This is a genomic window from Streptomyces sp. WM6386 (genome assembly GCF_000972385.1).
Taxonomy (GTDB): Bacteria; Actinomycetota; Actinomycetes; order Streptomycetales; family Streptomycetaceae; genus Streptomyces.
The window spans coordinates 1-22325 of the sequence record NZ_JXTE01000016.1 but is presented as its reverse complement, the minus strand read 5'-3'; the positions used below and the strand labels follow the sequence as shown (position 1 = coordinate 22325).

18 protein-coding genes are annotated in these 22325 nt (G+C 72.8%); 7 read left to right on the top strand and 11 right to left on the bottom strand.

Annotated features, from left to right (window positions below):
- Positions 1-82: 82 nt before the first annotated feature.
- The 10 genes from TN53_RS12550 to TN53_RS12505 form a co-directional block, all read right to left on the bottom strand.
- Entirely contained in the window at positions 83-1420 is a 1338-nt protein-coding gene (locus TN53_RS12550; protein ID WP_046247599.1) for a glutamate-5-semialdehyde dehydrogenase, read from the bottom strand.
- Entirely contained in the window at positions 1417-2736 is a 1320-nt protein-coding gene (locus TN53_RS12545) for an aspartate kinase (RefSeq protein ID WP_046247598.1), read from the bottom strand. The genes TN53_RS12550 and TN53_RS12545 overlap by 4 nt, the downstream gene beginning before the upstream one ends.
- On the bottom strand, positions 2733-4208 hold the full coding sequence (locus TN53_RS12540; RefSeq protein WP_052742241.1) for an FAD-dependent oxidoreductase: 1476 nt from the start codon (positions 4206-4208) through the stop codon (positions 2733-2735). The genes TN53_RS12545 and TN53_RS12540 overlap by 4 nt, the downstream gene beginning before the upstream one ends.
- Positions 4205-5485, bottom strand: a complete 1281-nt coding sequence (locus TN53_RS12535; RefSeq protein WP_095046163.1) for a molybdopterin oxidoreductase family protein — start codon at positions 5483-5485, stop codon at positions 4205-4207. Before TN53_RS12535 ends, TN53_RS12540 begins: the two co-directional genes overlap by 4 nt.
- On the bottom strand, positions 5478-6848 hold the full coding sequence (locus TN53_RS12530) for an MFS transporter (protein WP_234308124.1): 1371 nt from the start codon (positions 6846-6848) through the stop codon (positions 5478-5480). The genes TN53_RS12535 and TN53_RS12530 overlap by 8 nt, the downstream gene beginning before the upstream one ends.
- The gene (locus tag TN53_RS12525) at positions 6845-8149 is read right to left on the bottom strand and encodes a homoserine dehydrogenase (RefSeq protein WP_046247596.1); all 1305 of its coding nucleotides are present in this window, start codon (positions 8147-8149) and stop codon (positions 6845-6847) included. The genes TN53_RS12530 and TN53_RS12525 overlap by 4 nt, the downstream gene beginning before the upstream one ends.
- A gap of 68 nt (positions 8150-8217) precedes the next feature.
- Positions 8218-9543: an APC family permease gene (locus tag TN53_RS12520; RefSeq protein ID WP_063774673.1), complete on the bottom strand. Its 1326-nt coding sequence runs from the start codon at positions 9541-9543 to the stop codon at positions 8218-8220.
- 36 nt (positions 9544-9579) lie between these two features.
- A complete protein-coding gene (gene metX / locus TN53_RS12515; RefSeq protein WP_052742240.1) occupies positions 9580-10746 on the bottom strand; it encodes a homoserine O-acetyltransferase MetX in 1167 nt (388 codons plus the stop codon).
- Between the two features lie 38 nt (positions 10747-10784).
- The gene (locus TN53_RS12510) at positions 10785-12119 is read right to left on the bottom strand and encodes an O-acetylhomoserine aminocarboxypropyltransferase/cysteine synthase family protein (protein WP_046247595.1); all 1335 of its coding nucleotides are present in this window, start codon (positions 12117-12119) and stop codon (positions 10785-10787) included.
- A 329-nt stretch (positions 12120-12448) separates the two neighbouring features.
- A complete protein-coding gene (locus tag TN53_RS12505; RefSeq protein ID WP_095046177.1) occupies positions 12449-13978 on the bottom strand; it encodes a flavin monoamine oxidase family protein in 1530 nt (509 codons plus the stop codon).
- A gap of 470 nt (positions 13979-14448) precedes the next feature.
- Here TN53_RS12505 and TN53_RS12500 point away from each other — a divergent pair, with 470 nt between their 5' ends.
- Together TN53_RS12500 and TN53_RS48285 are read left to right on the top strand one after the other, a co-directional pair.
- Positions 14449-15975, top strand: coding sequence for an aldehyde dehydrogenase (NADP(+)) (locus tag TN53_RS12500; protein ID WP_046247593.1), 1527 nt, complete (start codon positions 14449-14451; stop codon positions 15973-15975).
- Positions 15976-16083: 108 nt separating this feature from the next.
- Positions 16084-16737, top strand: a complete 654-nt coding sequence (locus TN53_RS48285; RefSeq protein ID WP_052745191.1) for a helix-turn-helix transcriptional regulator — start codon at positions 16084-16086, stop codon at positions 16735-16737.
- Positions 16738-16753: 16 nt separating this feature from the next.
- Here the strand turns inward: TN53_RS48285 and TN53_RS12490 are convergent, their stop codons facing one another.
- Complete coding sequence (locus TN53_RS12490) at positions 16754-17914, bottom strand: pyridoxal phosphate-dependent aminotransferase (RefSeq protein WP_046247591.1); 1161 nt, start codon at positions 17912-17914, stop codon at positions 16754-16756.
- Between the two features lie 213 nt (positions 17915-18127).
- On the opposite strand from TN53_RS12490, the gene TN53_RS12485 reads away from it, so the two are divergent.
- The 5 genes from TN53_RS12485 to TN53_RS12470 form a co-directional block, all read left to right on the top strand.
- Positions 18128-18403 (top strand): hypothetical protein, encoded by a 276-nt coding sequence (locus tag TN53_RS12485; protein WP_046247590.1) that lies wholly within the window; start codon positions 18128-18130, stop codon positions 18401-18403.
- Between the two features lie 33 nt (positions 18404-18436).
- On the top strand, positions 18437-18664 hold the full coding sequence (locus TN53_RS44960) for a hypothetical protein (protein WP_095046176.1): 228 nt from the start codon (positions 18437-18439) through the stop codon (positions 18662-18664).
- A 381-nt stretch (positions 18665-19045) separates the two neighbouring features.
- Complete coding sequence (locus TN53_RS12480) at positions 19046-19582, top strand: DUF2617 family protein (protein WP_046247589.1); 537 nt, start codon at positions 19046-19048, stop codon at positions 19580-19582.
- 125 nt (positions 19583-19707) lie between these two features.
- Positions 19708-21339, top strand: coding sequence for a polyamine aminopropyltransferase (locus TN53_RS12475; protein WP_046247667.1), 1632 nt, complete (start codon positions 19708-19710; stop codon positions 21337-21339).
- 76 nt (positions 21340-21415) lie between these two features.
- Positions 21416-22325 (top strand): SRPBCC domain-containing protein (locus tag TN53_RS12470; RefSeq protein ID WP_199820387.1); only part of this gene is annotated, 910 nt, incomplete at its 3' end.

Genomic DNA, 22325 nt, shown 5'->3' with positions numbered 1-22325 from the left:
GGCATAAGCGAGCATTGAACGCCCGGGCGGGTGTGGATTCACCGCGCCCGGCGTGGCGGCGTGACGTGGCCCGCCGCCGACGTCACCGGGCTCCGGGATCCGGCCCTTCCAGGACGTCGCAGCTCAGGCCCGGCATCGTCGGGGACGCGCCCCGGATGTGGCCGTCGCCGGTCAGGACGTACTTGGTGGTGGTCAGCGCGGTCAGGCCCATCGGGCCGCGGGCATGCAGTTTCTGGGTGGAGATGCCGAGCTCGGTGCCGAGGCCCAGCTCCGCGCCGTCGGCCAGCCGGGTCGAGGCGTTGACCGCCACCACCGCGGTGTCCAGCGCGGCGACGAAGCGGCGGGCCGCCGCCTGGGAGTCGGTGACGATCGCCTCGGTGTGGCCGCTGCCGTGCAGCCGGATGTGGTTCACGGCGGCCTCCATCGAGTCCACGACCGCGGCCGCGATGTCCAGGGACAGATACTCCCGCCCCCAGTCCTCGTCCGTGGCGGCCACCACCGCCGGGTCGTAGGCCCGCACCCGCCTGTCGCCGTGCACGGTCACGTTCCGCTCGGCCAGCGCCGCCAGCGCGCGCGGCAGGAACGCGGGGGCGACGGCGGCGTGCACCAGCAGCGACTCGGCGGCGTTGCAGACCGACGGGCGCTGGGTCTTGGCGTTCAGCAGGATGCTCAGCGCCATGTCCACGTCGGCGTGCTCGTCCACGTAGACGTGGCAGTTGCCCACGCCCGTCTCGATCACCGGCACGGCGGACTCGCGCACCGTGGTCCGGATCAGCTCGCGGCCGCCCCGCGGGATCAGCACGTCCACCAGGCCGGTGAGGGACATCAGCTCGTGCACCGAGGCGTGGGTGGTGCCCGGCACCGCCTGGAGGGCGTCCGGCGGCAGTGCCGCGTCGGCGATCCCCTCGCGCATGGCGTCGATCAGCGCGGCGTTGGTGTGGCGGGCGGTCGAGGAGCCCCGCAGCAGGGCCGCGTTGCCGCTCTTGAGGCAGAGCACGCCCGCGTCGACGGTGACATTGGGGCGTCCCTCGTAGATCATGCCGACCACCCCGATGGGGGTACGGATCTGCCGTACCTCCAGGCCGCTGGGCATCACCGCCCCGTGGGTGACCTCGCCGAGCGGGTCCGGCCGGTCCGCGAGATCGCGCACCATGGCCGCCAGCGCCTCGATCTGCGCCGCGCCCAGCGTCAGCCGGTCCAGCACCGCGTCCGGCAGTCCGCCCGCGCGGGCGGCGGCCAGGTCCTTCCCGTTCGCCGCCAGGACGTCCGGGACCCGGGCGGTGAGCCGGGCGGCGATATCGGTGAGGGCCGCGTCGCGCTGGGCTCCGGTGGTGGTGGCGAGACGGTCGGCGGCGGACCGGGCCGCCAGGGCGGCCTCGCGGACCGTGCCGGCTGCCAGCGATGTGCAGGGCTCGTTCATCGTCCGGTGCCTCCGTACACCACGGCCTCGATCTGTTCGCTGTCGAGACCGAACGCGGTGTGCGCGGCGCCGACCGCGGCCTCCAGGTCGTCGACGTGCACGACGACCGAGATACGGATCTCCGAGGTGGAGATCATCTGGATGTTGACGCCGGTCTCGGCCAGGGCCGAGAAGAGCGTGGCCGACACTCCCGGGTGGGAGCGCATTCCGGCGCCCACCACGGAGAGCTTTCCGACACGGTCGTCGTGGCGCAGTCCGAGGAAGCCGATGTTCGCCTCGACGCCCTGGAGGGCCTCCAGCGCGGCCGGGGTCGCCGACGCCGGGAGGGTGAAGGAGATGTCGGTGCAGCTCGTGGCCTCCGCGGAGACGTTCTGCACGATCATGTCGATGTCGCAGCCGGCGCCGGCGAGCGCGGTGAACACGGTGGCGGCGGCCCCCGGTTTGTCGGGGATGCCGAGGACGGTGATCTTCGACTGGCTCCGGTCGTGAGCGATCCCGGAGATCAGGGGGTCTTCCATGGCGTGGTCCGTTGTGCCTTCCGTGAGGTCCGGGCCGGCGGACGTGATGTGGGTGCCCGCGTGCGCGGAGGTGAGGTCGTAGGACCCGATGTCGTCGGCGAACGAGGAGCGCACCCGCAGCGGTACCTGGTAGCGCTTGGCGAACTCCACACAGCGCGAGTGCAGGATCTTGGCCCCGTGGGCGGCGAGTTCGAGCATCTCGTCGTAGCTGAGCGCGGGCAGGAGACGGGCGGTGGGCACGATCCTCGGGTCGGCGGAGAAGACGCCGTCGACGTCCGTGTAGATCTCGCACAGGTCGGCGTCGAGGGCCGCCGCCAGGGCGACCGCGGTGGTGTCGGAGCCGCCGCGGCCCAGGGTCGTCACGTCCTGGGTGTCCTGGGCGATGCCCTGGAAGCCCGCCACGATGACGACGGACCCGGCCGCGAGGGCGGTGCGGATCCGGTCGGGTGCCACGTCGACGATCCGTGCCCTGCCGTGCGCGGCGTCGGTGTTGACACCCGCCTGGGAACCGGTGAACGAGGTGGCGTGGTGGCCGAGTTCGGTGACGGCCATGGCGAGCAGCGCCATGGAGATGCGCTCGCCCGCGGTGAGCAGCATGTCCAGTTCACGGCCCGCCGGGCCGGTGCTGATCCGGTCCGCCAGGTCGAGGAGCTCGTCCGTGGTGTCGCCCATGGCGGACACCACCACGACGACGTCGTGGCCGGCCTCCCGGGCCGCCGCCACACGCCGTGCGACGCGCTGGACGCACTCGGCGTCGGCGACCGAGGAGCCGCCGTACTTCTGCACGACGAGCGTCATGCGTGGTCCTGCCTTTCCGTTACGGGTTGGTGTGCCGTCGGGGCTTGCGCGCCCTGCGACCGCAGGAGTTCCTCGACGTCGGAGGTGCAGCCGCCGCAGCCCGTGGTGGCCTTGGTCCGGTGGGCGACGGCGGCGAGGTCGCGCGCGCCCTCCGCCCGGCAGCGCAGCAGCGCGCCCCTGGTGACGCCGTTGCACTGGCAGACGACCGCGTCGTCCGGGAGGGCGGCCGGGCCGCCGCAGGCGGTGTCGGCGAGTTCGGGGAAGAGCAGCAGCCTGCGGTCGCGGGGTGCCGCCTCCTGGCGGTCGAAGAGCCGGGTGACGACGCCGGCGGTGGAGGTGTCGCCGAGCAGGACCGCGCCGGTGACCCGGTCGTCGCGGAGCACGATCCGCTGGTAGACCCCGCGCCGGGTGTCGGTGTACGTGACGACCTCGCGCTCCGGGTCCGGGTCCTCCCCGGCGTCCGGGTCGCCCAGGGCGGCGAGCTCGATTCCCGCCGCCTTGAGCCGGGCGACCGGCGGGGCGGGGCGGTAGGGGAGGCCGTCCGGGTCGCCGGTCAGTGCGGCGGCCGCGGTCCTGGCCTGCTCCCAGGCCGAGGCGACCAGACCCGACACGGTGTTCGCGTACTCGGCGCAGTCGCCGACGGCGTACACGCGACTGTCGCCGGTCCGCATCCACTCGTCCACCAGCACCCCACGGCCCGTGGCGAGCCCCGCGGACTGTGCCAGGGCGATGTCGGGCCGGGTGCCGCACGCCACGACCAGGAGGTCACCCGGGACGCTCCGGCCGTCGGCGAGCTCGACGCCGGTGAACGTGTCGCCGTCGCCGCGCCGTCCGCCGACCACGTCGATCCCGGTCAGGACCCTGATGCCGAGCCCCCCCAGGGAGCCGGCCAGCATCCGGCCGGCCGGCACGTCCAGCTGACGCTCCATCAAGTGCGAGGCCGCGTGCAGCACTTGCACGTCCAGACCGCGCTGTGCGAGACCGCGTGCCGCCTCGACGCCGAGCAGACCGCCGCCCAGGACGAGGGCGCGGGTCCCCGGACCGGCGAGCCGCATGATGTGCCGGCAGTCCTCCAGGGTGCGGAAGGGCACGACGCCCGGCACGAGGCCGCCGTCGTCGCGGACGATCCGCTTCAGCGGCGGCACGAAGGGGGTGCTGCCGGTGGCCAGCACCAGCCGGTCGTACGGCAGGACGTCCCCGCCGTCGAGGGTCACGGTCCGCCGGGCGGTGTCCAGCGCGAGTGCCGTCCGGCCGGTGAGCACGCGGACGTCCGAGGAGAGCGCGGGCAGTCCGATGCTCTCCTCGGTGGCCCGGCCGGCCAGCAGGTTGGTGAGCAGGACCCGGTTGTAGGCGTGCCGGGGTTCACCGCCGACGACGGTGGTCCGCAGGAGCGGGTCGCGGCGGTGCGTCTCCTGCGCCACGCGGTGGCCCGCCATGCCGTTCCCGACGATCACTACGCGCTTCGGCGTCATCCCACGCGCTCCAGCCGCACCGCGGAGACCTTGAACTCCGGCATCCGGGACACCGGGTCGAGGGCGTCGCCCACCACGGAGTTGACCCGTTGTGCGCCACCCCAGTGGAACGGCATGAACAGGGTGTCCGGCGGCACCGCCGTGGTGATCCTGGCGTCCGCCTCGGTCGCCCCGCGCCGGCTCACCACCCGCACCCGGTCCCCCGCGGCGATGCCGTGCCGGGCGGCGAGATCGGGGTGGATCTCCACCTGCGGTCCACCGGCCGCGGCGGCCAGTTCGGGGACACGGCGGGTCTGGGCACCGCTCTGGTAGTGCTGCATGATCCGTCCGGTGGTCAGGTTCAGGGGGTAGCGCTCGTCGGGCTCCTCCGCCGGCGGAGTGTGGTGCACGGCGACGAAGCGGGCCCTGCCGTCGGGGTGGGCGAAGGCGTCGAGGAACATGCGGGGGGTGCCGGCGCCGGGGGCGGAGCGCTGGGGGGTGCTCGACCGGGGCCCGGAGTCCCGGGAGGTGTCCGAGTGGGGCTGGGAGCCCGGCGAGGTGTCTGCGCCGGTCCGGGAGTCCCGGGAGGTGTCCGCCTCGGTGCCGGCGCGATCCTCGCCCTCGGCCCCGGCCCTGAGGGCCGTCCCGTCGGTGGCCGGGCTCGGCCAGAACACCCCGCCCTCGGCGTCGATACGGTCGTAGGTGATCCCCGAGTAGTCCGCGGGCCCCCCGGCGGCGGCCCGCCGCAGCTCCTCGAAGACTTCCTCCGGAGTGTCGGCGCGGCCCACGTCGGCGAGCGGGAAGGGCAGGCCCCGGTCCAGACCGAAGGCGCGCAGTCCGGCCGCCGCGGCCGAGGACATGCAGAACCGGCCGTTGTAGTCGATGCTCGCCGTGCGCAGCGTGACCCGGGCGAACTTGCCCAGCAGATAGGCCTTCTCGTTGGTCAGACCGCCGCCGCCGAAGACGGCCACGGCATCGCGGCCCGCACGGTCCTGGATCCGCCGGACGCCGCTGACCACCCGCTCCAGCGCCTCGTCCCAGTCGGCCTCCTCCAAGGGGCCGCCGGGGGTGCGCCGGACCAGCGGGGTGGTGAGCCTGCGCTCCGGCCGGAGCAGTTCGGCCGCGGTCCAGCCCTTGCGGCACAGGCCGCCCTGGTTGGTGGGGAAGTCACGGGGGGCGACGGTGGTGCGGCCCGTGTCGTCGGTGCGCAGCCACATGCCGCACTGAAGGGCGCAGTAGGGGCAGTGGGTGGCCGTGCCCTGCTGTCCGGGGCCGGTCACCGCTACGGGCTCACTCATCGTCGGCCCGTTCCCGTTCCCCGCCGCGCAGTTGCCGCCAGCAGGCCCAGGTCAGGGCGGTGCACAGCAGGTAGTAGGCGGTGAAGGCCAGCAGCGCGGACCCGGAGTCACCGGTCGCGCCGATCGACGTACCCAGTGCCCGGTTGACGAGGAAGCCGCCCAGCGCGCCGACGGCGGAGACCAGCCCGAGCGCGGCGGCCGCCGTCCGGCGCCCCTGGGCGCGGCGCTCCCCGGCGTCCCCGGGGCCGGTGGCACGCAGGGCGCGGGCGATGAAGAGGGACGGGATCAGCCGGTACGTGGATCCGTTGCCGATGCCCGCGGTGAGGAACAGCAGCAGGAAGGAGAGCAGGAACCCGCTGTAGGAGTGCGTGCGCAGGGCGGCCCAGGCCAGCAGGGAACTCCCCGCCATGCACAGGAAGTTCACCAGCGTGATGACGGCCCCGCCGCACCGGTCGGCGAGCATGCCGCCCAGCGGCCGGGCGCACGAGCCGATGAGCGCGCCCAGGAAGGCGTAGTGGACGGCGGCCGTGTGCGGGAACTCCACGGTCAGTAGCAGCGGCAGCGCGGTCGAGAAGCCGACGAACGAACCGAACGTACCGATGTAGAGGACGGCGACCAGCCAGGTCTGGCCCGCCTTGGCCGCCGCGAACCGCCGTTCCGGTGCCGCGCCCGCCGTCCGCAGGTTGTCCATGCCCAGCAGGGCGCCGAGCGCGGCGAGGAGCACCAGCGGGATCCAGACGAGACCGGCGGCGGTGAGCCCGAAGGTCGCGATGACGAACGGGATCACCAACTGCACCGAGCTGACACCCACGTTGCCGCCCGCGGCGTTGAGGCCGAGGGCCGCGCCCTGCCGGGAGTCGGGGTAGAAGTGCGTGATGTTGGCCATGCTGGAGGCGAAGTTGCCGCCGCCCGCACCCGCGCTCGCCGCGCACACCAGGAAGAACCAGTAAGGCGTCGCCGGATCGGAGAGGGCGAGGGCCAGCAGGATCGCCGGGACCAGCAGCAACAGGGTGCTGACGACGGTCCAGTTGCGGCCCCCGTACCGGGCGGGCGCGAAGGTGTACGGGATCCGCAGCACCGCGCCGACCAGGCTCGGCAGCGCGACCAGCCAGAAGAGCTGGTCGGCGGTGAAGTGCCGGTCCGAGAGCTCCACGGTGACGACGCTCCACAGCGTCCAGACGGTGAAGCCCAGGTGTTCGCAGAGAACCGACCAGATCAGATTGCGCCGGGCCACCCGTCGCCCGGTGTCCCGCCAGAACGCGGCGTCGCCCGGTTCCCAGTGCTCGATCCAGCGGCCCCGGCTCCCGACGGCGACCTCGGTCTCGGGTGCGGAGGGGGCCGGAGCACGCAGTTCGGTGCTCAACTCGCGGGCCCCTTCCGGGAGTCCAGGAGACGGATGCTGCGGATGACACCCCGCGTGGAGGGGTGTCTGCGGAGCCGGGCGAGCACCTCGGTGACGGCGGCGTCGGTGGCCCGGTGGGTGACGAGCGCCAGCTCGGCCTCGGCGCCCAGACCCTCCTGCCGTACGGTCTCCAGCGACACCCCGTGCTCGGCGAAGACCGCGCTGACCTGCGAGAGAACGCCGGGCTCGTCGGTGACGAACATGCTGACGTGGTAGCGGGCGGCCACCTGTGCCACCGGTCTGACGGGCAGCACCTGGGAGAAGTCGGCCGGTGCCGTGCCCGTCCCCGCGACCCGGTCGCGGCACAGCTCCACGAGGTCGCCGAGTACGGCGCTGGAGGTGGCGAGGCCGCCCGCCCCCGCCCCGTGGAACATCAGCTCGCCGGCCGCCTCGGCCTCGACGAGGATGCCGTTGTTCGCGTCCCGGACCCCGGCCAGCGGGTGGTCCCGCGGGATCAGCATGGGGTGGACACGGGCGTTGACGCCGTCCGGTGTGCGGTCGCAGATCCCGACGAGTTTGATCACACAGCCGTTGGCCTCGGCATGGGCGATGTCGCCCGGGCCGATGTGGGTGATGCCCTCGAAGTGCACGTCGTCGAAGGGCAGTTCGGTGTCGAAGGCGAGGCGTGCGACGATCGCCATCTTCGCCGCGGCGTCCGCGCCGCAGACGTCGGCCGTGGGATCGGCCTCCGCGTAGCCGAGGCGCTGGGCCTCGTGCAGGGCGCCCTGGAACGTGCCGCCCGACCCGGTCATCCGGTCCAGGATGAAGTTGGTCGTGCCGTTGACGATGCCGGTCACCCGCCGCAGCCGGTCGCCGGCCAGCGACTGGCGCAGCGGGCGCAGCACCGGCACCGCGCCCGCGACGGCCGCCTCGTAGGCGAGGCCGACGCCCTGCTTGCGGGCGATGCGGTGCAGGTCGACGCCCTCGCTCGCGATCAGCGCCTTGTTCGCGGTGACCACGGACGCCCCGGCCTCCATGGCCGCGACGACCAGTGAGCGGGCCGGCTCGACGCCGCCGATCAGCTCGACGACCACGTCGATGTCCCCCCGCGACACGAGGGCCTGGGCGTCGGTGGTGATCAGGGAGCTGTCGATGCCGGGCAGGGTCCGTGGCCGGCGCAGGGCGATCCCGGCGAGTTCGACGGGTGTGCCGATCCGGGCGGCCAGTTCGGCGGTGCGCCCGGTCAGGGCGCGGGCCGTCTCGGCGCCCACGGTGCCGTGCCCCAGCAGGGCGACGCGGAGCGCCCCCGTGGTGCGTTTCATGTGTGTTCCCCCAGTGGTCGTGGATGTTCCGCCGGACGGGCCGGCCGCTCGGGCGCGGCCCGTGTGGTTCAGCCGGCGACCGGTTCCGAGGACGGGCGGCTCTCCTCGGCGGCCTCGGCCGCGTCCACGGCGTCCGGCCCGGCCGCGGGCCCGCCCTCGCCCGTGAAGTGCTGGAAGACCTTCGCGCCGATGACGAGGCCCACGGGCAGCAGCAGGTACCAGCCGAAGAAGCAGAAGACGACCAGGACCGCGACGAGCGAGACGACCGCGCCCAGCCGTCCGAAGGTGCTGCCGCGCAGCAGCTTGACCGCGGCCGAGAGCCCGGCGACGTACACCGCGACGAAGCACGCCGAGGCCGCGGTCATGATCGGGTCGAGCCGGATGTCCAGGACGGCGGCGCAGATCAGCAGGACGGCCGTGAGCGAGGCGAGGACGACGAGGCTGCGCTTGGGGATCTCGCCCGCGCGGTTGCCCTTGCCGAGTGCGCGGGGCAGGTCGCCGTCCCGGCCGAGGGCCGCGCCGAGCCGGGAGCCGCCCGCGATGTAGGCGTTGACGGTGGCGAAGGTGAGCAGGGCGGCCGCCACGGCGGTGACGGCGCGGGCGGAGTCGCCGATGCCCCGCTCCAGGAGCAGGGTCAGCGGCACCGAGCCGCGCTCCGGGTCCGAGCCGAGCACGGCCATCGACGTGGTGGCCACGCCCAGGTACAGGACGGCGACGACGACGACGGTCAGGCCGGTGACGATGGGCAGCTGGCGGCGCGGGTTGGAGAACTCGCCGGACAGGTGGGAGACCGCTTCCCAGCCGGAGAAGGCGAAGAAGAGCAGGGTCGCGGCGTGGCCGACGGCGAGCCATCCGTGCGGGGCGAACGGGGTGAAGTTCTCGCTGTGCGAGTCCGGTGCGGCGACGGCGATGGCCACCACCATGAGGGCGGCGAGCATCCCGACGAGCAGCAGTTGCAGCCCGCCGGAGAGCTTCAGGCCCAGCCAGTTGCTGACGTAGGCGCCGAACAGCAGGGTGGCCGCCACGGCGAGCGACATCAGGTAGCCGCCGCCGAGGGCGTCGGCGACGTAGGAGCCGCCGACGATGGCGGCGCTCGCCGTGCCCACGGGGACGGCGAAGTAGAAGAGCCAGCCCACGGGGGCGGAGGTGCGGGGGCCGAACGCCTTGGCGGCGTAGGTGGCGACCCCGCCGCCGTCGGGGTAGCGCATGCCGAGGGAGGCGAACGCGCTGGCGATCGGGACGCAGAAGGCGACCATCAGGGCCCAGGCCACCAGGGAGGCCGGACCCGCCTCACGGGCCGTCAGGGCGGGCAGTGCGAGCACGCCCCCGCCGAGGACCGCGCCGACGTACAGCGCCGTTCCCTGTGCCACGCCGATGCGATGGCTGGAACTCATGTCTTCTTCTTTCGTGTGGTCGGTCAGGGGGCGGGGTCAGCTGGTGACGAGGTCGTCGCGGCGGGCGCAGGAGCGCAGGTCCAGGTCCTTCAGGAACCGGTCCGCGGTGGCGAGGAAGCCGGGCACGTCCAGCAGGAACGCGTCGTTCCCGATGTCGCTCGTCTCGTCCCGCTCGTGCCGGGCGGCCAGGCCGCGCGCCGCGAGTTCGGCCTTGATGTGGTCGCTGTGCTCGGGGCCGAAGAGCCGGTCGGACGCGAAGCTGTAGAGCAGGACGGCGGGCGCCGCGGCGGCGGAGTTCAGCCGGTCGGGCACCGCGAAGGCGTCGAAGTGGTCCATGGCGCCGATGAGTTGGAGATAGCTGCGGGGGTCGAAGCGGCGCAGGAACTTGTCCGCCTGGTGCTCCAGATAGCTCTCGACCGCGAAGTCGCCCTGGACCAGGGAGGACGGATGGGTGCGCGTGCCCCCTTTGCGCGGCGCGCGCCCGAACTTGCGGTGCAGCGACTGCTCCGAGAGATACGTGAGATGGGCGATCATCCGCGCCGTGCCGAGCCCGGCCCGCAGCCCGGCCTCCCGTACGGGCCCCGCGGCGACGGCCGCGCTGCTGCGGATGGCGTGCCGGGCGACCGCGTTCCAGGCGAGGTTGTCGGCGCTCTGCCGTGCGGTGGCCGCGACGACCGCGAACCCCTCCGCGTCCTGGGGGTGGCGCAGCAGCCACTCCAGGGTCTGCATGCCGCCGAGCGAGCCGCCGACGACGGCGCGCAGCCGGCGGACCCCCAGCCCGGCGAGCAGCGCGCGATGGACGCCGACCATGTCGGCGACCGTGACCTCGGGGAACGCCTCCCCGTACGGCGCTCCGTCGGGCCCGGTGGCCCACGGTCCTGTGGTGCCCGCGCAGCCGCCCACGACGTTCGCGCAGATCACGAAGTACCGGTGGGTGTCCACCGGTCTGCCGGGGCCGACCATCGTCTCCCACCAGCCCGGCGTGTCGTCGGTGTGGTGCCGTGCCGGGTGCGAGTCGCCGGTCAGGGCGTGACAGACGAACACCGCGTTGTCGCGGGCGTCGTTGAGCCGGCCGTAGGTCTCGTACGCCACCTGCACCGGGCCGAGCCGGGCCCCCGAGGACAGCTGTAACGGACGGTCGCCCGGGAAGGGCATCGCGAGTGACAGATGTTTTCCGGTCGGCGCGGGCCAGCCCGTGAACACCACAGTTTCCCCCTGAAGTCGTGTGCGGTGCGGCGGAGTCAGACGGCGGCCAGAGCCTGGTCGAGGTCGTGGATCAGGTCGTCGGCGTGCTCCAGGCCGACCGCGAGACGAACCGAGCCCTGGGTGATGCCGGCGCCGAGCAGGTCCTTCTCGGGCAGGTGGGCGTGGGTGGTGGAGGCGGGGTGGGTGGCCAGGGAGCGGACGTCGCCGACGTTGGTGACGTGCGAGAACAGCTTGAGCCCCTCGATGAACCGGGCTCCGGCGGTGCGCCCGCCCTCCAGCTCGACCATCACCATCGGTCCGAACTCGCCGCCCAGGTACCGCTTGACCTGGTCGAGCTCGGTTCCCTCGGCGAGGCTCGGGTGGCGCACCAGGGAGACCTTGGGGTGGCCCACGAGGAACTCGGCGACCCTGAGGGCGTTGGCCGAGTGGGCGGGCATGCGCAGCGGCAGTGTCTCGATGCCCTGGAGGATGAGGAAGGCGTTGAAGGGGCTCATGCACAGACCGAGGTCGCGCAGCAGGGTCTCGCGGGCCTTGAAGAGGTAGCTGCTGCGGCCCCGGGTGTCGGGGAGCTTGCGGCACTCCTCGCCCCAGACGACGTTGCCGTACGCGGGGTCGGGCTGGGTCATCTGCGGGTGGCGGGGGGAGTTGTTCCAGTCGAAGTTGCCGCTGTCGACGATGATGCCGCCGATCGCCGAGCCGTGGCCGCCCAGGTATTTGGTGCCCGAGTAGACGGTGACAGCGGCGCCGAACTCGAAGGGGCGGCAGGTGAACGGCTGCAGGGTGTTGTCCATGATCAGCGGGATGCCGTAGCGCTGACCGATCTCGGCGACCTCGCCGATGGGGAAGATCCGCAGCCGCGGGTTGGGCAGGGTCTCGCCGAAGTAGAGCCGGGTGCGGTCGTCGGTGGCCTCCTCGAAGTTCTTCGGGTCGGCGGGGCTGACGAACCGGGTCTCGATGCCGAGCCGTTTCAGGGTGGCGCCCAGCAGGCTCCAGATGCCGCCGAAGAGTTCGTTGGAGGAGACGATGTTGTCCCCGGCCTCCACGAGGTTGAGGATCGCGAGCGTCACCGCCGCGTGTCCCGAGGCCGTGGCCAGGCCCGCGACACCGCCGTCGATCTGGGCCATGCGCTCTTCGAGGACGTTCAGGGTGGGGTTGCCGAGCCGGGTGTAGGCGTGCCCGTTGCCCTCCAGGCCGAAGAGGCCGGCCGCCATGTCGGCGTTGGGGAACTCGTAGGCGGCCGTCATGTAGATCGGCGTGATGAGCGGCGGGTTGACGCCCATGCGGACGTGCCGGCCGCCCTGGATGGTCGCCGATTCGCGGCGGGCGTAGCCGCGGTTCTCGAACAGTGCCGCTTCGTCGGTGGACAGCATGAAGAGAGCCCCTTTCGGGCTGTGGGGATGGTGTGGGTGACAGCGAGAGAACTTAAGGATCGTTCAACGATCCTTCAATCCAACGACCACATGCTGGGACGCCAATCCCCCATAAGCGGTCGCAAGACAGCAGAACAAGCCGATAGGAGAGATGTCCTGACGAGCCATCAAATCCCCTACGGGAAAGCGGTTTCGGGCCTCAGAAGCGGAATCCGGGCGTCGAGGTCAGAGGTACGTCATGGACTGGTACAGCTCCTCCAGTCGCCGGTTGACGCGCCGCAGCCAGAGCCCGGCCCTGGTCAGCAGCCGGCGCGGAGCCGTGAACCCGCTCATGCCTGTACCGACCTCTCGTGCAGCAGCGACACCGCGCGCCGGGCGGAACCGATGGCTCCGGCCTGCCAGCTGATGTAGTGGGTGAGCCAGTCACCGGCGAAGTACACCCGCCCCGCAGGCTCGTTCAGCAGGTCGTAGGCGGCTCCGGAGTTCTCCGGCCACTCGATCCAGCCGCCCTCGATGTGCGGGATCAGGTGCCAGGCGACGGCGAAGCCCGAGGCCAGCTCCTCGCGATGGGCCGGACCGTGGATGCGCTCGCCGAGCGCGACGGCCCGCGCGATGCGCTCACGCGGCGCCAACTTCCCGAAGTCCAGGGCGTCCTGGCGGTAGTGGTAGTACCCCACCAGCACCCCGCGCTCGGAGTGGAAACCGTGCGAGGGGTACCAGACATGCGTCAACGGCAGATCCGTCTCCGTGATCCCGCCGTAGATCCGGTGGTCCTCCTCCCACCAGCGCCGCCGGTACTCCAGACCCAGCTTGCCGACCGCCAGGGGCGCGGGCGTCCGCAGCGCCGACCGCACGGCGGATCCGAGGTTGTGCGCGGTACGTGCCAGGACGTGGGGCGGCAGCGCCGCCACGCAGAAGTCGGCCCGCTCGACCCGCTCCCGGCCGCGCGCGTCCGTGTACCGCACCTCGACCCCGGCGGCGCGGTCGCGGATCTCCCGGACCACGGACCCGTAGGAGATCCGGCTTTCGCCGACCCGGTCCACGAAGGCCCGCACGATCCGGTCCATGCCGCCGACCGGCTGGAACATCATCATCGCCTGGTCGTAGTCGACCTCGAAGGAGAGATAGCGGCCGGTGCCCCGGGCGAAGTACTCCGACAGCGACGGCAGCGGACCGTACGGCTCACCCGTCACACCGGCGGCGCCCGGCGGGACACGGTAGCCGCGGCGGGGGCCGCCCCGGTACGCCCGGTCGTCCGCACGTTTGCCGATGGCGCCGAAGTCACCGAGGAACGCCAGCAGCCGCTCGCGGTCCTCGGCGGTCAGCTCCTTGTCCAGCGCGCCTCGGTCGACCGCCTTGGCCAGCAGTTCCGACACATAGCCGTGCGCGTCGGCCTTCGCCGTGCGGTGCCGCAGCGGGGCGCCGATCTGGTCCAGATGGACGTAGGCGTCACCGTTCTGGTTCGCGAACGGCTCGATGGGGACGCCCAGTTCGCGGCAGTAGTCGAGCGTGACCATGTGCTGCGCGATCCGGGCGGGGCCCGCGTTCAGATACTGCCCCGCGGAGAACTCCGCCCGCTGGGTCCCGCCGTCCAGCTCGCGCTCCTCGGTGCCCGAGCGCACCGTCCAGTTGCGGCCGCCCGGACGGGGCTTGGCCTCCAGGATGCGGCACTCGTAACCGGCCTTGGCCAGCTCGTACGCCGTGGTCAGACCCGCGATGCCGGCGCCCAGGACGACCACCCGCGGCGCCTTGCGGCCACCGGTGAAGTCGCCCGCGCGCGGCGGGACATACGCCGGTCCCGGCTGCGCCGCCCGTGCGTCGGGGGCGAGCCCGAGCGCCCCCATGGTCGCCCAGAGCATCCCGGCCCCGCCCGCGACACCCACCGTCCGCAGGAACTCCCGTCTGCTGCCGTACGCACCCGTCACCGTCGCCTCCGCCTCATGTGCCGTTCCTGACAGCGAAGAGCTTCCGTACGAGGACCCCTCGGCGGGAATGCCAGCCCGATCGCCCGGCCGGGCTGCCCGAACGGGCAGTAGCCGATCGGCTACCCCGACCGCCCGACCGAGCGGCCCTCCCGGACACGGGCCCGGAGCGGCGAACCTGTGACCAACCGGTCGGCCGGCCGGTCGGACCCACCCCTCCGGTCCCCGGCCGGCCCCGCGCCGGGACCGGCGTGACCGACCGGCAGATCCGTCCCCACCCGACAACCGGCCACCTGCGCTTTTGCCGGCACAGCCGGGACAGATCCGCCAGTCCCCCGGGACAGATCCGCCAGTCCCCGGCGCCCCTGACCGAAACCCACCACCGAAGAGACGACGAGGAGTTGGCGATGAGCGAGGTGTACTCCATGGACCCGCGTACGGGGCTGACGATGGAGATGGTGGCGGCGGACTCCGACGCCCACGAGGTCGCCCGGGTGTGCGTGGCCGCGGCCGGTGCCGCCGTGGCCCTGGACCGTATGGGAGCGGCGGGCCGGGCGGCGCTGCTGGAGGCCATCGCGTCCGAACTGGAGGCCGACGGACCTGTCCTCGTCCGCACCGCCGACCGGGAGACCGCGCTCGGCGAGGAACGGCTGACCGGTGAACTGGCCCGCACCTGCGGTCAGTTGCGCTTCTTCGCCGAGGTGCTGCGCGAGGGGTCCTACGCCGACGCGGTGATCGACCGGGCGAGGCCCGCGGACGACGCCGGGCCGGGGCGGCCCGACATGCGGCGGATGCTGATGCCGCTCGGCCCCGTCGCCGTCTTCGGCTCCAGCAACTTCCCGCTCGCCTTCTCCGTCGCGGGCGGCGACACCGCCTCGGCCCTCGCCGCGGGCTGCCCCGTCGTGGTCAAGGCCCACCCCTCCCACCCGGCCACCAGCCTGGTGGCGTTCCGCGCGGTGACCCGGGCCGTGGCCGCCACCGGCGCCCCTGTCGGCACAGTCGGAATCGTCTGGGGATTCGAGGCCGGCCGCGCTCTGGTCCTCGACCCCCGGATCAAGGCCGTCGGCTTCACCGGCTCGCTCTCCGGCGGCCGTCAGCTGCACCAACTGGCCGGATCACGCCCCGAACCGGTCCCCTTCCACGGCGAACTCAGCAGCCTCAACCCGGTCTTCGTCACCCCCGGCGCCGCGCGGGAGCGGGCCGCGTCCGTGGCCCGGGGCTTTGTGCAGTCCTTCGCCTTCGGGCACGGCCAGGTGTGCACCAAGCCCGGCCTGCTGCTCGTCCCGGCCGGCCCCGACGGCGCCGCGCTGCGCGAGGGGGTGGCGCGGGCCGTGGCCGAACTGGCTCCCGCGTGGCTGCTCAACGACGGTATCCGCACCGTGTTCCGGCAGGGCGTCGAGCGGCTCTCCGCGCTGCCCGGTGTGCGCCCGGCCGCCGTGGGCCTTTCCACCGGCGACGACGAACGACGCGTCGGCGCGCTCGTGCTGAGCGTCGACGCCAAGGAACTGCTCCAGGGCGAGGCGCCCCTGATGGCGGAGTGCTTCGGACCCTTCGCCGTGCTCGCCGAGTACCAGGACACCGCCGAACTCGAAGAGGTGGCCGGGGCGTTGGAGGGCCAGCTGTCCTGCGCGGTGCACGCCACCGACGAGGAGCCGGAGCTGGCGGGACGGCTGCTCGACCGGCTGGCACGGGTGTGCGGACGGATCGTCTGGAACGGGTTCACCACCGGCGTGGCCATCGGCTGGGCCACCCATCACGGCGGCCCCTACCCGGCGACGACTTCACCCGAGCACACCTCGGTCGGCGCCGCGTCCCTCGCCCGGTTCCAGCGCCCCGTCTGCTACCAGTCGGTGCCCGACACCCTGCTGCCGACCCCGCTTCGCGACGCCAATCCGCTGGCGCTGCCCCGTCGTACGGACGGGGTGCGCGGCTGATTTCAGGCCAACTGGCCCTTGATAGAAAGGGCTTGCTAAAGACCTTTCTCGACGTCAGACTGTTCTGCGGTTTGTTACGCGGTGACCGACGTACGAGGGGGACGGTCCATGTCCGCAACGGCCCAGCACGTGGCTGTCCTGACCAGAAGCGAAGTGCTGCGCGTGGGGGTGCGGACCCTGCTGGCCCGCGTCCCGGGCGTGGCATCCGTCCGCGATCACGCGTACGAGCCGCAGTCCGCCGCCGCCATCGACTTCGCGGACGTGGACATTCTGCTGCTCTCCTGCCCCCGTGAGGAGTGGGTCCGCGAAACCGCGGCCCGCGCGGGGGCGGCCGGCACCAAGGTGCTGCTCCTCCTGGACGAACGCATGGTCGACGACCCCGACTCGATCCGCGGGGTCGTCACCCACGGCGTACTGCTGAAACACGAGCTGACGTCCGACGCCCTCACCCTCGCCTTCGCCCAGACGCGCAACGGCGGCTTCCCCATGCCCTCCGCGTTCTCGCACGCCCTCATCAGGCGTTCCCCCGGCCCCTCCCTCGCCCAGCGCGAGCGCATCGCCACGCTCACCCCGCGCGAGCGGGAGACGCTGGACCTCCTGGTGGAGGGGCTGAGCAACAAGCTGATCGCACGCCGGCTCAGGATCTCCGAACACGGCGCGAAACGGCTGGTCGCCAACATCCTCGCCAAGATGAACTGCCCCAACCGCACCCAGGCGGCGGCCATCGCGGTGCGCGAGCACGCGGTGCTCAGCGGGGCCTGACCGCCGCGCAGGCGGTCTACCGCAGGAGGCGGGCGGCGGCGTCGCGCAGCACCTCGTCCCGCTTGCAGAACGCGAACCGCACCTGGCTGCGGCCGGCCTCCTTGTCGTCGTAGAAGACCGAGTTGGGGACGGCGACCACACCGGAGCGCTCCGGCAGACCGCGGCAGAAGGCCAGGGCGTCCTTCTCGCCCAGGGCGGCGATGTCGGTGGTGATGAAGTACGTGCCCTGCGGCAAAAAGACCTCGAAGCCCGCCGCGGTGAGCCCGTCGGCGAGGATGTCGCGCTTGCCGCGCAACTCCTCGCGGAAGCCGGTGAAGTAGCTGTCCGGCAGCCGCAGCGCCTCCGCGATGGCGTACTGGAACGGCCCGGACGACACATACGTCAGGAACTGCTTCGCCGTACGGACGGCGGCGATCAGCGGCGCGGCCGCGGTGATCCAGCCGACCTTCCAGCCGGTGAAGGAGAAGGTCTTGCCCGCGGAGGAGATGGAGACCGTACGGTCGCGCATCCCCGGCAGCGAGATGAGCGGGGTGTGCTCGGCGTCGTCGTAGGTCAGGTGCTCGTACACCTCGTCGGTCACCACGAGCAGGTCGCGCTCGACCGCCAGCTCGGCGATCACGGCCAGTTCCGCACGCGTCAGCACCATCCCGGTCGGGTTGTGCGGGGAGTTGAGCAGCAGCAGCCGGGTGCGGTCGGTCACCGCGTCCCGGAGCGCGTCGAGGTCCGGGCGGAAGTCGGGGGCGCGCAGGGTCAGCGGGACGCGGGTGGCGCCGGCCATGCTGATGCAGGCCGCGTAGGAGTCGTAGTACGGCTCGAAGGCGATGACCTCGTCGCCCGGCTCCAGCAGCGCGAGCATCGTGGCCGCGATGGCCTCCGTCGCGCCCGCGGTGACCAGGACCTCCGTGTCGGGGTCGAAGGTCAGGCCGTAGAAGCGGTGCTGGTGGTCGGTGACGGCCGTGCGCAGCTCGGGGACGCCGGGCCCGGGCGGGTACTGGTTGCCCCGCCCCTCGCGCAGCGCCCGCACCGCCGCCTCCCGTACGGCCTCGGGGCCGTCGGTGTCCGGGAAGCCCTGCCCGAGATTGATCGCGCCGGTCTGTACGGCCAGTGCCGACATCTCCGCGAAGATCGTCGTGCCGAATCCGTCCAGCCTGCGGTTCAGCAGCGCCCTGTCGCCCATGTCCTCGCCATCTCCTCGCCGTCTCGCCGGCCGTCCACACCCGGCCCGCCCTCTCACCGGTGCCGGAGAAGGCCGTCGCGGTCATCCTGCGCCCAAGCTCTGGATTCGCTCAACTCTGCTTTGGCTGGTGAGACACGGGGGCATCTCCCTCGCACGCACAACGCGAGGCGCCCACGGGGGGTCGTCTCGGGGAAACGGAAGGAGGGTGACGCCATGGTTATCGGCATCATCCTGGCGATTGCCGCAGTACTCGTCTTCGTGGTCGTACGTCTCAGCCTCCGGGAGGACAAGAAGGCCGCGAAGAGCCGGGCCGGGGCGCGGGGGCGTCGCCGGAGCGGTGACAGCAGTGGCAGCTGGTGGGCCGGCGGCGGGGCGAGCGGCGGCGTCGGCTCGTCGTGCGGCTCGTCCAGCTCCTCCTGCGGCAGCAGCTCGTCCTGCGGAGGCGGGTCCTCCTGCGGTGGCGGGGGCGGCTGCGGCGGCGGCAGCTGAGCCGCGGAAGAGGGGGACGGGGACGCCATGCCCATGGCTCTCGGGATCATCGTGCTGGTTGTGTTCATGGCCCTGCTCCTGATGGCGATCGCAGGGTCCAACCGCCGACAGCGCGGCCACCGGTCGTCCGGCGGCGGCGGCAACAACGGCAGCGGCAGCAGCGACAGCCGGGCCGACGGGGGAGACAGCGGCGGTTCGTCCTGCGGAGGCGGGTCGTCCTGCGGAGGGGGCGGTGGGGGCGGATGCGGCGGGGGCAGCTGACACGGGGCAGCTGAGCTCCTCGCATCCGGAACACGAGAGCCGGGCCCGCACGGGGGTGGGGCCCGGCTCTTCGTGTGCCGCGAGCGCCTGTCCGCTCCGGCGCACGCCCTGGCGGGCCTGGCGTGCGCCGTAGTTGAACAGTTGAACTGTGGAGCCCTCTGAGGGATGGAAACCCCACGAAGTTGGGTAAAAACGCTGTGACGGCGCCACAGTTCATGATTCTCTCTAAATCACCTACGCAGCGGCCCTGCGGACGTCCAGAGCCACCCTGCCGACGTTCCGACCGGGCCGATCGGGCCGTATCCCCGCTGGTGTCGACCCGAGTGCGCCGGACCCACACCTCCCTTTTTTCTTCCTTTGCGTGCCTAGCGGAGCCGACCCATGCTCACGACCCTGAAAACCTCGTACACCGACACGCGCGCGGCCGACCTCGCCTGGGCCCTGGGGCGCGAGCCGCTCCCCGCACTGGCGACCCTCGACCTCGTGTTCGACGGAACGAAGCTGGAGCTGAGACTCCTCGGAGCGTCCCATCAGGTGCTCCTGGAAGAGGAGCGGGGCACCTGTTCGGAGACGGTGGCGTGCATCCCGGGCAGCAGCACCCCGCTGCCGCTGGGCGTCGCCAAGCGGGTCGGCGACTGGGAGTACGAGTTCGCGGCCCGGGTGGAGGTCCTCTCGCCGGGCCAGTTCGCGGGCCGCGCCCAGGAGTTGCTGGCCCTCGTCTCCGACCACCCGCACGGCCTCGCCGGCGTCTTCCCCGGCAGCCCGCACGCCTTCACCGCGCTGCTGGCCCAGCGCCACGAGGGGCAGGTGCTGTGGCGGACCTGGCACGCGTACCCGCAGGACGGACAGCTGGTGGCGACCAGGACCCGGGTGGGGGTGAGAGTCCCGGCGGGCCGGCTCAGCCCGAGCGGCGTCTGACGGCACACCCGGGATCCCGTGCGAGATCACCCTTCACGGCGCACAAACGCCACGCGCCCGATCGACCCGCGGTTCCACACGTGTGGGTGACGAAGCGTGCACCGGGCGTGACGTACCGTCGCAACGTGATCGAACCGCACGCGCCCGCCCCACCAGGCACCACGCCGCCCTGGGCCGGGCCCGCGCGGCTTCCCGTCCGGCCCGGGATCGGCAGGTTCCTGGTCCTCGCGGGCGTCTTCGTCTGCGCCGCGTGCGGACTGGTGTACGAACTCGAACTGGTCGCCCTCGCCTCGTACTTGATCGGCGACTCGGTCACCCAGGCCTCCGTCGTGCTGTCCGTCATGGTCTTCGCGATGGGCATCGGCTCGCTCCTCGCCAAGCGGCTGCGCTGGCACGCGGCCGCCGCCTTCGGCGCGATCGAGGCCGCCCTCGCCCTCGTGGGCGGCCTCAGCGCGATGGCCCTGTACGCCGCCTTCGCCTGGACCGGCGACTGGGGCGGCATCTGGGCGAACGGCTCCCGCTGCCTCCTCGTCGCCTTCTCCCTCGCCATCGGCCTGCTGATCGGCGCCGAGGTCCCACTGCTGATGGAGCTGATCCAGCGCATCCGCCGCCAGGACCCGGGCGGCGCGGTGGCGGACCTGTTCGCGGCGGACTACGTGGGCGCGCTGGTCGGGGGCCTGGCCTTTCCGTTCCTGTTGCTGCCACTGCTGGGCCAGCTGACGGGCGCCCTGATCACCGGCACGGTGAACGTGATCGTGGGCGGCGCGCTGGTGCTGGGCCTCTTCCGCCGGGACCTGTCCTGCCGGGCCCGCTGTCTGCTGCTGATCACCAACCTCGCCGTGCTCGGCACCCTGGCCGCGGCCGCCGTCCTGGTCGACGACTTCGAACGGGCGGCCCGTCAGGCGGTGTACGGCGACGACGTCCGCGTGGCCCTCCAGACCGACGTCCAGGAGGTCGTCCTCACCGGCGGCACGCGAGGCCGCCCGCTCGACCTCTTCCTCGACGGCCGGCTGCGGGTCAGCGGCCGCGACGAACACCGCTACCACGAGGCACTGGTCCACCCCGCGATGTACGGCGAGCACGCGCGCGTGCTCATCCTGGGCGGCGGTGACGGCCTGGCGGCCCGCGAGGTGCTGCGCCATCCGGATGTGCACCGGGTGGACGTGGTGGAACTCGACGCGGGGGTGGTGCGGCTGGCCCGCGAGGACCCGGCGCTGTCCGCGCTGAACGGCCACGCGTACGACGACAGGCGCGTCCAGGTCACCACCGGCGACGCCTTCAGCTGGCTGCGGGGCGCGCCGCGGGGCGTGTACGACGTGGTCATCGCGGACCTGCCCGACCCCGGGATCACGGCCAGCACGAAGCTGTACTCCCAGGAGTTCTACGGCCTGGCGAGGCGGGCGCTGGCTCCGGGAGGGCGCCTGGTGGTGCACGCCGGTCCGGTGTCGAGCCGCCCCCGCGTCTTCTGGACGGTGGACAGGACGATCCGCGCGGCGGGGCTCAGGACGGTGCCGTACTGCGTCGGCGGCCGCGACTCCGGCTTCGCGGCGGGCCCGGACCGTACGACGGGGGCGAGCCGGGCGCCGCGGGACTGGGGGTTCGTCCTGGCCTCCGCCCGCCGCCCGGTCCTGCGGCTCGACGCCCACGAGTCGGAGCGGACGCTGACCCAGGCGGGGCTGGAGGCGGACGGCAGGGCGGCGGAGGAGACGCGGGTCAGGGGGTCGGAAGTGTCGACGCTGGTGCATCCGCGCTATTGAGGCCCGCGCGCCGACGCGCGGTCACTTTCGACCAACCAAGGTGCGCGGCGGCGCCCACTGGGTAGGCTCGCCCACCATGGAGCATGAGGTGTTCGTTCCGGTTCCGGCCGAGCGGCTCAGGGAGGCGCTGGCCGATCCCGTTCGGTTCGCCCGGGCCGTTCCCGGGCTCCAGCAGGACGCCGGCGCCGAGCCCATCACCGGGCGGCTGAAAGTGCGCGTCGGCGGCCACACCATCACCTACCGCGGCTCGGCCCGCCTCTCCGCCCAGGACGACGGTTCCTACGCCGTCGAGGGCGACGCCGCCGAGGCCCGTGGCACCGGCGTGGTGAAACTCGCTCTCACGCTGAGGGTGGACGAGGCCGACAGCGGCTCCAAGCTCACCTTCAACGGCACCGCCTCCGCCGACGGCCGCATCAAGGAGCTTCCGCCGGAGGCCGTCACCTCGGCCGTCGCCCGACTGCTGAACCGTTTCGCGGAGCACCTGGGGTCGACGGCGGAACCCAAGCGGGGCACGCAGCCCACCCGCGCCACCGACACGGACGAGCCTCCGGCGACCAAGGCCCCCGAGCCGCGGACGCCAAAGGGCACCGAGTCCCGGGTCGCCGAGACGACCGAGCGCGCCGAGCAGGACGAGCCTCCGGCCGCCGAACGCGCCGAGCCTCCGGCCGCCGAGCCGCGGACGGCAAAGGGCACCGAGTCCCCGGCCGCCGAGACCACCGAGCGTGGCAAACCTTCGCACGCCGAGGGCGCCGAGCGGGATGAACCTTCGGCAGCCAAGGGCACCGACGTTCCCGACCCCGCCGAAGCCTTCCCGTCGCCGACTCAGGGCGCCGACACCACCGAGCCCGCCGCCCCCCTCGCGCCCGAAGCCACCGAGGACTCCGTACCGTCCGCGACGGGCGACGCCGAGGCCGGTCCCGATGCCGACGACACACCGGGGCCCACGGACGAACACACCACCCCCGAAACCCCGCACACCCCGGACG